The sequence below is a fragment of the Niallia sp. FSL W8-0177 genome, from assembly GCF_038006285.1.
GTDB lineage: Bacteria > Bacillota > Bacilli > Bacillales > Cytobacillaceae > Niallia > Niallia circulans_A.
This window is the reverse complement of the sequence record NZ_JBBOUX010000004.1, coordinates 1-10,002: the sequence shown is the minus strand read 5'-3', so window position 1 is coordinate 10,002 and position 10,002 is coordinate 1. Positions and strand designations below refer to the sequence as shown.

General features: G+C 29.7%; 14 protein-coding genes. 10 read left to right on the top strand and 4 right to left on the bottom strand.

Annotated elements, in window-relative coordinates:
- The 7 genes from NST77_RS25795 to NST77_RS25765 form a co-directional block, all read left to right on the top strand.
- The coding region (locus tag NST77_RS25795; RefSeq protein ID WP_341123930.1) for a DNA-binding protein at positions 1 to 486 on the top strand (486 nt) is incomplete at its 5' end.
- Positions 487 to 558: 72 nt separating this feature from the next.
- Positions 559 to 726, top strand: a complete 168-nt coding sequence (locus NST77_RS25790) for an antitoxin VbhA family protein (RefSeq protein ID WP_341123929.1) — start codon at positions 559 to 561, stop codon at positions 724 to 726.
- Positions 727 to 747: 21 nt separating this feature from the next.
- Entirely contained in the window at positions 748 to 927 is a 180-nt protein-coding gene (locus NST77_RS25785) for a hypothetical protein (RefSeq protein WP_341123928.1), read from the top strand.
- A 109-nt stretch (positions 928 to 1,036) separates the two neighbouring features.
- The gene (locus tag NST77_RS25780; protein WP_341123927.1) at positions 1,037 to 1,429 is read left to right on the top strand and encodes a hypothetical protein; all 393 of its coding nucleotides are present in this window, start codon (positions 1,037 to 1,039) and stop codon (positions 1,427 to 1,429) included.
- Positions 1,430 to 1,843: a hypothetical protein gene (locus NST77_RS25775; RefSeq protein ID WP_341123926.1), complete on the top strand. Its 414-nt coding sequence runs from the start codon at positions 1,430 to 1,432 to the stop codon at positions 1,841 to 1,843. It begins immediately after the preceding gene.
- 183 nt (positions 1,844 to 2,026) lie between these two features.
- Positions 2,027 to 2,716, top strand: coding sequence for a Rep protein (locus tag NST77_RS25770; protein ID WP_341123925.1), 690 nt, complete (start codon positions 2,027 to 2,029; stop codon positions 2,714 to 2,716).
- 622 nt (positions 2,717 to 3,338) lie between these two features.
- Complete coding sequence (locus tag NST77_RS25765; protein ID WP_341123924.1) at positions 3,339 to 3,527, top strand: hypothetical protein; 189 nt, start codon at positions 3,339 to 3,341, stop codon at positions 3,525 to 3,527.
- Between the two features lie 21 nt (positions 3,528 to 3,548).
- On the opposite strand, the gene mobQ is transcribed toward NST77_RS25765, so the two are convergent.
- Complete coding sequence (mobQ, locus tag NST77_RS25760) at positions 3,549 to 5,396, bottom strand: MobQ family relaxase (protein ID WP_341123923.1); 1,848 nt, start codon at positions 5,394 to 5,396, stop codon at positions 3,549 to 3,551.
- Positions 5,397 to 5,857: 461 nt separating this feature from the next.
- Here mobQ and NST77_RS25755 point away from each other — a divergent pair, with 461 nt between their 5' ends.
- Together NST77_RS25755 and NST77_RS25750 are read left to right on the top strand one after the other, a co-directional pair.
- Positions 5,858 to 6,142 carry a conjugal transfer protein TraD gene (locus tag NST77_RS25755; protein ID WP_341123922.1) on the top strand — a complete coding sequence of 95 codons (285 nt, stop codon included), beginning with the start codon at positions 5,858 to 5,860 and terminating at the stop codon, positions 6,140 to 6,142.
- A gap of 224 nt (positions 6,143 to 6,366) precedes the next feature.
- Complete coding sequence (locus NST77_RS25750; RefSeq protein WP_341123921.1) at positions 6,367 to 6,501, top strand: hypothetical protein; 135 nt, start codon at positions 6,367 to 6,369, stop codon at positions 6,499 to 6,501.
- 119 nt (positions 6,502 to 6,620) lie between these two features.
- On the opposite strand, the gene NST77_RS25745 is transcribed toward NST77_RS25750, so the two are convergent.
- The 3 genes from NST77_RS25745 to NST77_RS25735 all read right to left on the bottom strand — a co-directional run bounded on the left by NST77_RS25745 (position 6,621) and on the right by NST77_RS25735 (position 8,819).
- Complete coding sequence (locus tag NST77_RS25745; protein ID WP_341123920.1) at positions 6,621 to 7,778, bottom strand: FtsW/RodA/SpoVE family cell cycle protein; 1,158 nt, start codon at positions 7,776 to 7,778, stop codon at positions 6,621 to 6,623.
- Between the two features lie 151 nt (positions 7,779 to 7,929).
- Entirely contained in the window at positions 7,930 to 8,289 is a 360-nt protein-coding gene (locus NST77_RS25740; protein WP_341123919.1) for a hypothetical protein, read from the bottom strand.
- 170 nt (positions 8,290 to 8,459) lie between these two features.
- Positions 8,460 to 8,819: a hypothetical protein gene (locus tag NST77_RS25735; protein ID WP_341123918.1), complete on the bottom strand. Its 360-nt coding sequence runs from the start codon at positions 8,817 to 8,819 to the stop codon at positions 8,460 to 8,462.
- A gap of 203 nt (positions 8,820 to 9,022) precedes the next feature.
- Between NST77_RS25735 and NST77_RS25730 the strand changes: the two genes are divergently transcribed.
- Complete coding sequence (locus NST77_RS25730; RefSeq protein ID WP_341123917.1) at positions 9,023 to 9,454, top strand: disulfide oxidoreductase; 432 nt, start codon at positions 9,023 to 9,025, stop codon at positions 9,452 to 9,454.
- Positions 9,455 to 10,002: the final 548 nt, after the last annotated feature.

Sequence of the window (10,002 nt, the reverse complement as noted above, 5' to 3'; positions counted from 1 at the left end):
GCTGATTTAGAAATAACTACTTCTAGTTTAAGAAGATGGTCTATTGAGTTAGAACAGCATGGTTATATAATTGAACGAAATGAAAAGGGGCAGCGTATTTATTATGAACGCGATTTTAAGGCGTTAAGAGAATTAAAAAAATTATTATCAAACAACGTCTCTTTTACAGACGCGTTAAAAGCTGTTGTATCAATGAATTTAAACGAAAAAAACGCAGCAAAAACGCCTAGCGTTTTCACGGATGAAATCCGTTTATCAAAGAGTGAATTAGAAGAAACGATACAAAGAGTAGTAAAAATAGCAATTGAAGAAGAAAGAGAAAATATGTTGAAAGCATTTGAATATAAATTGAATGATGTTATAGAAAAAAGAGATCGACTCTTAACGATGCAATTACAACAATCATTAGAAGAAAAGAGATTAGAAATAGCAGCTGCCAAAGAAGAAGAAAACGTAAAACCCTGGTGGAAAAAACTCTTCAAGTAAGAGAATTTTAAGGATAAGGGTTGCCTTTATGGCAACCTATAAACCTTTAGGGTGATAAGGGGGTAGTTTTTTATGAAAAGGACCAATGAAGAAGCGATGAGATATGCAAAAGCTTCGTTGAGATTATCTGGAATGGATGTTTCGAAAGAACAAGAGGATTTAGTAAGAAGATCTTTAGAGGGACATATTTCAGCTGAAGATTTTATCAAGCAGTTAAAGGAATTAGCTGATAAAAAATAAAATAAGGTGGTGGGCGATTTTATGCTAATGCTTCATGAAATTTTAGGAACAGATAAGCCGATTTTTAAAGAGAAACAAGTAGAACATTTTTTCTATGAGGAATTGCTAGCATTGAACGAAAAATCTTCACAATATAAGATTACTGGCTATGTGGAAGTAAGAAAAAACAAGCAATTATTTTTCAAGCAAGTGTATAGTTAGGAGAAAGATACCGATTATTCTATTTTGGAAAATCGGTATTTTTTACGCTTGTATAAAAGTTACTTAAACGTTATAATAAGAGTAACTTAAATAAAAAGGCGGTTAAAATATGTTGAAGGTATGGGATTTACACAAAAAATTATATGATGCTCGTTGGAATGGTGAAGAGGAAATAAATAAGACAATGGAGCAATTAGAAAATGAGTTTGTTTCTTTGGCTACGACGGAAGGAGTTGCTATGGAAACAATAAACGAAATGTTAGGTCAGCTCTACATTCCGCCTTATCGATATGATACGTTACCAGACCATTTAAAGCACTCTAATTCAGCTAAAAAGGAAAATGTAGGGCGTCCGTCTATGGGAGTTACTAAAAAGGTTTCTATAACCCTTCCAGATGATATATGGAGCAAAATAAAGAGCGATATTAAGGATAAGGATTTAAAATCTATGTCTGCTTATTTTAGAGAATTAGCTTTAGATTGTTACAAGGGGGAAGCCTAATTGCTTTGTTCTTATTGTGGTCAAGAGAATAGCAGCTATGCAGAAACATGTTCGTTTTGTGAAGCACCATTAAAAGTGAAAAGACCGAAACTAAATGGTTTTATGTACTTGGAATTATGCGAAAGACCGTTTTCGGTTTTGGTTTCTTTTCACACATATGATCTTTTAGTTTTGCTTCGACTGGTGAGAGAAAAGCGGACAAGTTGTTATCACCTTATGAGAACCGTTCAAAAGGCTCCTGACGGGGTTGTAGTTCCTAGTGATATAAAAGGTTTGGCAGAAAATGAATATCGGCTTTATACTTCTCGTATGAAGGTTATAGAGGGTATCTTGGTTGATAGAATGGGTTATAAACCGAAAAGAATTGATAATAAATTGTTAGAGAAGTTTAAAGAGAAGATAGAAAGGGACTAGAAAAAATGGGGAAATATTGGTAGGGTTAGTGTAATAAAAAGAAAAAAGAGAAACCTCATAGTTTGACGGACTGGAAAGGTTTCTCTTTACATAAAGGATTGGAATTAATCCTATATTCACTTATTGAATAATTATATTCTAACATATAGAGATTAATTCCTTCCAGTAGGGAGAGGAATTTTTGTGAAAAAAGAAAACAATAATGTAGTAAAATTAAACAGAGATTTAGATCAAGCTGAAAAAAATGCTAGAAAAAGAGATTACGAAAAAGACTCAAAACTTAGAGAACAAGTAGAAGGCCTTAAAAAGTCTTTATTAGGTGAAATAGAAAGTCTTACTGGAGAGAAATTTCATTTAACTAGAGATAGAAATATATTTGCAGGGGAGCCATTTAGTCAAAATATGCATAGGAATCTTGATTTACTTGTCCAAATTGATTATTTAACTCAAGCAGAAGAAAGCTTTTTATTTAGAGTTCAAAATTATTTAGAATTTAAGACAAATGTAATTCTTAAAAGAGAAGATAAGTTTTCTTCCAAGAAAAAAACCGACGAGTTTGCTTTAGCAAGAGCGGCAACAGTTTCGGATATTGCAGAAATGATTGGTAAATCTCGTAGACAAACATCTGAAATCATGAATTCCTTAAAGGATAAAGAAATTTTATTAAATCCAGAAGGTGCAGGGCAAATCACTGAAAATGGACGTACTGTTAGTCCTAGAACGTGGATTGTAAATCCTTATATTATTATTTGTGCTCCTAGAAAAAATGATGTTCAATTAGATGGTTTAACAATGCGTCTATTTCAACATTCTTTAAAAAGATTAAAAGATCAAAATGGAAAAAAAGTAAATTTACCTGTTAGATTTTTTTAATAAATTCCAAGGTCATATTCAAAAAATATGACCTTTTTTATTTATTAATTTTTACAAATTGGAAATTATTAGGTGTGACGAAATCCTCTCACTTTTAATTTAAAATGAGAGGAAAACCTCACACATATAAAACCCCCATAAAATCAGTCATATCAATGGTTCAACCCACTTTTTTAAAATCTTGCCTTATTATCAGTATTGTTAAGAAGTGAATCGAATATGATTTTACGCTCCTTATTTTTGTTTAAATTACGTTCTGCCATAAAGGCTAAAAGGTTGCCATAAAGGCAACTAAAAAAATCGCTTTTAAGGGGGGATAATTGTTAAGTGGATCTATAACAAGGCTATCCAAAAAAATGGTATATCTTTTCTTATAAAATAGTTTTAAAAAGGGATAAGGGTGTTTTTATGTATATATTTAAAGGTGGCAGTTTGAAGAAGTATGAAAAGAAGAACCACACTGATTCGCAAACAGACAATGGTTCTTCTTCTGCCGAAGATTAATTCAGTTGAACAGATACTATTGGTCTGCTAATAGTTATTTGAACATCTAGTAATGATCGTTACTAGGTGTCTTTTTTATTATATCGAAAGATATAATGGTTTAAAAGGTGGTGTTTATATGCATGAGTTTGAAAGGTCCAAACAAATTATTAAAGGTGATTTTGATTGCAACCGTACTTGGAACGTGACATTTGAATATAGTCGAGATTATGAAAAAAAGCCTTTATCTTGGGAAGAAAATCAGCAATTGCTTGACGATCTCATCAAGGTATTTGAAAAATACGAAATGAATTGGAAATTGAAATAAGGGGTTGTGAATTTTACAACCCTATCTTTCTAATCCATTATCTCTTAATAAATATTGTTCTCTTTTATTTGTTCGCTGTAAGTCTTTTTGAACATCTGATAAGACTTGATTTTCCTTCTCCAATTCCTCGATTTTCTTCACATATTTTTCTTTAATTGGTTTCTGTTCATTGATTAGTTCTCTATCTTGTTGAATAGAAGAAGTGTTTTTATAACCAGCTTGTACAAGTTCTCGTCCTATTGATTTTTTGCGTTCGTTTAGTGCTTCATATTGCTCTTTGGCTACTGGATCATTAAGTACCTTTCCATATTGATAAGGGTTATTTTCAGTAGCCTTTAATTGGCGGTCGATTTGGGTAATTCTTTTCAATTTTATTTCGGCTGCTTTCACTGTTTCTTTTCGTTTTTCATAATTGGAAATAGCTTTTGACATGCTGTCTATTTCAGCTTTATTTTTCTCGATAACAGTTGGTATATCGCTAGTTTTTAAAAGATTATAATGTTCATGAATGTCTTGTAATTTTATAGCAGTTTTATAGTCAATTCGCTTATTTTCTAGTTCTGGATATAGAGAAGTTGCTTTTTTGATTTCATGATTTTTTAGAAGGCTTTCTCCTTGTTCTAATAACTTATTAGTATTTTTGTATGTTGTTCTTTTTCCTTCTAATTCAGTACGAGATTGTTCAACTTCTTTGTCCATTTGTTTTTTTCTAAATGGAATTTCTTCTCTAGTTGAAATGCCATTATCTCGCATTAAAATGGATACTCTTTCTTTTTGGCTATCAAAAGTTTGGCTTAAAGAATTAATTTCATTGCGTAGCTGCTCTTTCTGTTTTCGTTGGAAGAATCCTGTATTTTCAAGTGCTTGCTCTTTTTCGATTATTTGTTTTTCAAAATTAGATAAAGTAGCATTTGCTTGGAAAAGATTATCCATGTTTTTTTGCTTGTTTTGAAGTTGATAATGTTCGGAATTATTTTGGTTATGCCATTTTTCATTGAACTCTTTTATCTTAGAAATATTCTCTAAAGTCGGTTCTTCTTTGGTCATTTTTGTTTGGATATAGTTTAATACTTTTTGTTCTCCAGGAGTGAAAGTAACTACCTTTTTTTGTTCCTGTTCTTTTGACAATGCTTGTCGTTGTTGCTTTTCTTCACGATATTTTTGTAAGTCATAAACAATGGCATTATGCTGTTCTACTTTACGATTTATATTGCCGCGGTCTGTTTCCATTCCTTTTTTCTCCATATCAGAAGCTACATGCCCTAAATGAACAGTAGGTAAAATTTCAAGTCCACGATCAGCATGAGATTGATGGGTAATTCGTTCTTGGATATTTTCTTTTTCAAGTGCCTTATTGGCATGTTCAGACCATTGCTCTCTCCATTGTTCCAGTAGTTTTTTATTGTTCCAATCACGATTCTTTGTAGTGAAGCCATCTTCTGAAATTTCTCTAGTGGTCAACATAACATGAGCGTGAGGATTTTCTTTATCATCTCTATGAATAGCAATATCGGCAATCATGCCTTTATCTACAAATTGTTCTTGAACATATCCTTTGATTAATTCTGTTTGCTGTTCATTAGAAAGTTCTCGTGGCAAAGCAATATTAATTTCTCTTGCAAGTCGTGAGTTTTTTCTTGTTTCGCTTCTCTCCACTTCATTCCAAAGAAACTCTCTATTTTGAACCCACGATGGGGCATGAGAAGGAGCAAGAATATGGTTTTCGGGTTGCACTTCTCTTTTATAATATTTAGTTTGCTCGGTTTGTTCATCACGTAGTTTTTCTCCTGATCGATAAGAAGCAGAAGCAACTGCTGATTGTCCTTTTCCTCGTGAAATAACTTGAACAGAAAAGTGATAGATAGCCATATTCTTTTTCCTCCTTTCTCTTTTGGATATTATGTATTTTGATTTTTAGGTTTTATTTTTTTTATGTTTTAGGTTTTCATATCCGTAATAAAAAATTTCGTACCGAAAGGTGGGAAATTTTTTATTATGGTTTCGTAAGGATTTATTAAACGAGTTGGGGATATCCCAACTTGGAATAATAAATCCTTACGAATGGTTTTTATGTATTCGCCATTTGGCGGATACTCATTCGCACATTTGCGAATGAAAGATTTTGATTTTGTATTCGCTGATAAACGAATATGCCTTTTGTTGCGAAGCAACCGCACAACAAACGTTAGTTTGTGTAAGTGCGCCCTTCCTCAACTGGTTCGTTGGGGTTATTATACCACGGATCAGTTGAGGAATCATTCTGTAGATATAGTTTTCGCTCATATTTTTGGATATAATAGAGAAAATTATATGATTAGGGAGTGAGAGCATTGGCTCGAAAAACAGAAGAAGATAGATTAGTAGATTTAGAAGAAAAAATTAGGAAGATGCAATTAGAAAAGCAACGTTTGGCGAACCAAGTAAGACAAAAGGAGAGAAAGGAACGAACAAGAAGATTAATACAAGTAGGTGGATTAATAGAGAAACATTTTGAAATTGAAGGGGAAGAAGAAACAATTAAATTAATTGCTTCTTTTAAAGAGGTTGTTGCAAAGAATAAGGAAAAAATATTAGAAATGAATATTGATCAAGCAAGAAAAATTCTTCGAATTTAGATTAATAGAAATTTAGAGTTGATAAATTAAGAGTTTATCAAAAATGACATTTTTACAAAAAATGTCATTTTCATGATAGGATATTTTTGTAATTTAATTTTAGGAGGTATTATTTCTATGAAAAAATTTGCTTTACTTTCTGCTGTAGCTTTTTCATCTGTATTAACATTTTCATGAACGAAAGTCATTAGATCCGGTTGTAGATATTGATGAGTTAACAGAAGTTGATTTTTAGTCAAATTGTCAATAATGGCGGTGGTTTTAGTACAATGGGTGCTGGCGAATGGGATAATGACCAAGCTGAATTATTTGTAAATGTCTATAGTTATGTTATTGGGATTGATAAAAAAAGCTACTAATATTTTTAGTAGCTTTTTTTTATTTTACCAATAAGCTATGACTGCTAAAATTCCTATGAGAATAATAGAGCTAAGGCAAATAGTAGAAAATAGTTTTACTCTGAATTTCAATTCTTTATTCATTTTGAATTCTCTCCAAATAAATAATGTTTTGTTTTTGCGGAAATATTTAAGATTAATGTTAATGCTAATAAGGTTCCTAATATGGAACTTCCTCCATAACTTAATAAAGGTAAAGGTATTCCTGTGATTGGAACTAATCCAGTTACCATTCCAACATTTTCAAATATATGGAATGTTAGCATTGCTATTACTCCACTTGCAATTATGGATTCATATTCTCCTTTATTAACTAATACAATAACCACAATTCTGTATATTAAAAGAAAATATAAACTTATTACTAAACTCGCACCTAAAAAACCATATTCTTCAGCAATAACAGAAAATATAAAATCTGAATGTGATTCTGGTACATCGACTTGACTTTTGAAGAAACCTTTACCATATGTTGTTCCAGAACCTATAGCTAAAATAGATTGTGTTAATTGGTATCCAATTCCTTGTCGAAATTGAAAAGGATCTAACCAAGAATGTATTCTATCTAATTGGTATTGACTAAGAAATAGTAATAATGTATTGGGAGTGTATATATAGATAATTATTAATGTTCCTATACCCAAAAGAACTATTGAGAAAAAGGATATCAATATTTTCCAATTTACTCCAGAAGCGACAATTATACCAAACATTATTGTAATTATAACCATTGCTGTTCCAGCATCTGGTTGTAACAATATAAATAATAAAGGTATAGAAGTTATTCCTAATATTTTCAAAACTAATATTAAATCAGTTTTAGTGGTTTTATTTATAGTTTTATTGTTATGATCTACTGATATTTTAGCTAAAAAAATAATCAAGAAAACTTTCATAAACTCTGCAGGTTGTAAAGATCCTATTTTCGGAAGAACAAACCAAGCTTTTGTTCCTTTAATATTTGGTGCAATTGAAGATGGAGCTATAAATAGAATTATTAATAATAGAATTCCAAAAATGTATAAATAAGGTGAAATTTTTTTTATTTGTTCAAAATCAAAGTAATAAATGATTGAGGTTATAATAAAACCTATAACATACCAAATGGCTTGTTGCATAGCAAAATTACTGTTATATGGTAATATTTTTTGAGCACTATATATACTAATAATACTTATAATCATAAGCATTATTATGATTGCTAGTAGATAAAAATCATAATAATTTTTACTTTTCATTGTTAACTCCTATTTCCAAACATTAATTTAATTATTTAATGAGTATAACATTATAGTTAATAATTATAAAATGTATCGTTAATGTAAAGAATAAAAAGTCCCCTTTAAGAAGACTTTTCTTAAAGGGGACTTTTTAACAAATAGTTTTTAATCAATCATAAACTGTTACTTTTAAAGTTACTTTTCCATAATAAGTTATATTACCCAAATCATATTTTTTTCCTTTTTTTAATCCAGACCAAGTTGCACAGTTAGGAGATCCTCCAGAAGTTTTTTTACTAACATTTTTTCCAATAGGAGCTCTTTCTAGACCTAATTCTATTTTTTCAGAACTATTATTAACACAAACTTTTAAATTTCCACCATCTTTTGAAGTTATTCGAACTACATTTTTAAATTCGTAAGAACCAATGTTTTGCCATCCTGCTTCAGCACTGGCTTCTGAACCAAATGATCCAAATGTAATAATAAAAACTAAAGATAATATTGATAATAAAGATAATTTTTTCATAATTGAGATTCCCCTTTCTATTTTTTCAATTAATAGAATACTTTAAATCAGATGAAAAAGATGTCGAATTTTGTAAAAAGAAGTAAAAATATACAAAAAAACACTCTCTATATAAAAGTTAATTTATAGGAGAGTGTTTACTTTTCTAGTTTTTAATTGAATTGTATTAATCAATCATAAACTGTTATTGATAAGGTTTTTTCTCTGTAATAAGTTATATTACCTATATCATATTTTTTTCCTTTTTTTAATCCAGACCAAGTTGCACAGTTAGGGGTTCCGCCGGATGTTGTGCTTCTAATACTCTTTCCGATCGGAGCTCTTTCTAGTCCTAATTTTATTTTTTCAGAGTTGTTATTAACGCAGACTTTTAAATTTCCGCCATCTTTTGAAGTTATTCGAACTACAGCTTCGAATTTATAAGAACCAATGTTTTGCCATCCTGCTTCAGCACTGGCTTCTGAACCAAACGATCCAAATGTAATAATAAAAATTAAAGATAATACTGATAATAAAGATAATTTTTTCATAATTGAGATTCTCCTTTCTTTCTTCAATTAATAGAATACTTTAAATAAAATAAAAACATTGTCGAAATTCAGCGAAAAAATACAAAAAAATGTAAATCTGTAAATGATTATGATAACTTTTATATTATAAAGGTATTTTAATTGTTATAGATATTTGTTAAAAATATTTTAAAATTAATTGAATAAGATAGGAGAAAAATAGTTTGAAGAATAATAGCAAAGAAAATTTATTGTATTGTATTTTTATTATTTCTACTGTTGCTACATTGGGCAGTTTATACTTTTCAGAAATTATGAATTTTGATCCTTGTAAATTATGTTGGTTTCAAAGAATTTTTATGTATCCTTTACCAATTCTTACTGCAATTGCTATTATCAAAAAAGATTATCAACAATCTGTAAGTTTTCTTTTTATATCTAGTATCGGTTTAATGTTTTCTATGTATCATAATATTATTAAATTGTTACCTACTGATTATAAAGGAGCTTGTGGACAAATTTCTTGTACAATTGATTATTTTAATTTTATGGGATTTATTACTATACCATTTTTGTCTTTTTTTGCATTTCTTTTAATAGAATTATTATTAATATATATGGTGATAAAAGAAAAATCTATGAATAAAACCCTTTAAAAGATTAGTAAAAAGAATCCTGTAATGTTTAGTAGAAAGGGGAATGATAATTATGAAAAAATTTGGAATTTAGAAGATGACTATTATACATTAGAAGTAATCACCTATTAACGATATGATAAGTAATAAAGATCTTGCTAAGAAGAATACTGCTCAAAAATTATTAGATGAAATTGAGAAACAGAATGATTTTGACCTTGATCCATTTAAATATATATTAAAACAGCATTTAAATTAACAATAGTTAACATAATCATTCCTATACACAGCAATCAAAAAAGCAAAAGGCGGAATTCGTCCATATTGGGGCAAATTCCGCCTTTTTGCGTTTGGGAAATAACGAGAAAAATAGCTTCATAATAAAAAAGCTAATCTTTAGATTGCTCCTGTTTACTCCTAAATGCTACTTCATTTTATAATTGACTTTTCACGATGATTGAAATAAAAGAAGGGAATTTTACTAGGTTATCGAAGAATAAAAGTAGAAGGAGTGAATAAACGCTATGAAAAACGCTAATAGCTTTGGCTATTTTTCTAAAGATGTTGCG

What these genes read in the sequence shown, in the direction of transcription:
- NST77_RS25785 (WP_341123928.1), top strand. Translation starts at nt 748, where the DNA reads ATGCTAATGCTTCATGAAATTTTAGGAACAGATAAGCCGATTTTTAAA.
- NST77_RS25740 (WP_341123919.1), bottom strand. Translation starts at nt 8,289, where the DNA reads ATGAAAAAATTATCTTTATTATCAATATTATCTTTAGTTTTTATTATT.
- mobQ (WP_341123923.1), bottom strand. Translation starts at nt 5,396, where the DNA reads ATGGCTATCTATCACTTTTCTGTTCAAGTTATTTCACGAGGAAAAGGA.
- NST77_RS25765 (WP_341123924.1), top strand. Translation starts at nt 3,339, where the DNA reads ATGCATGAGTTTGAAAGGTCCAAACAAATTATTAAAGGTGATTTTGAT.
- NST77_RS25790 (WP_341123929.1), top strand. Translation starts at nt 559, where the DNA reads ATGAAAAGGACCAATGAAGAAGCGATGAGATATGCAAAAGCTTCGTTG.
- NST77_RS25735 (WP_341123918.1), bottom strand. Translation starts at nt 8,819, where the DNA reads ATGAAAAAATTATCTTTATTATCAGTATTATCTTTAATTTTTATTATT.
- NST77_RS25745 (WP_341123920.1), bottom strand. Translation starts at nt 7,778, where the DNA reads ATGAAAAGTAAAAATTATTATGATTTTTATCTACTAGCAATCATAATA.
- NST77_RS25780 (WP_341123927.1), top strand. Translation starts at nt 1,037, where the DNA reads ATGTTGAAGGTATGGGATTTACACAAAAAATTATATGATGCTCGTTGG.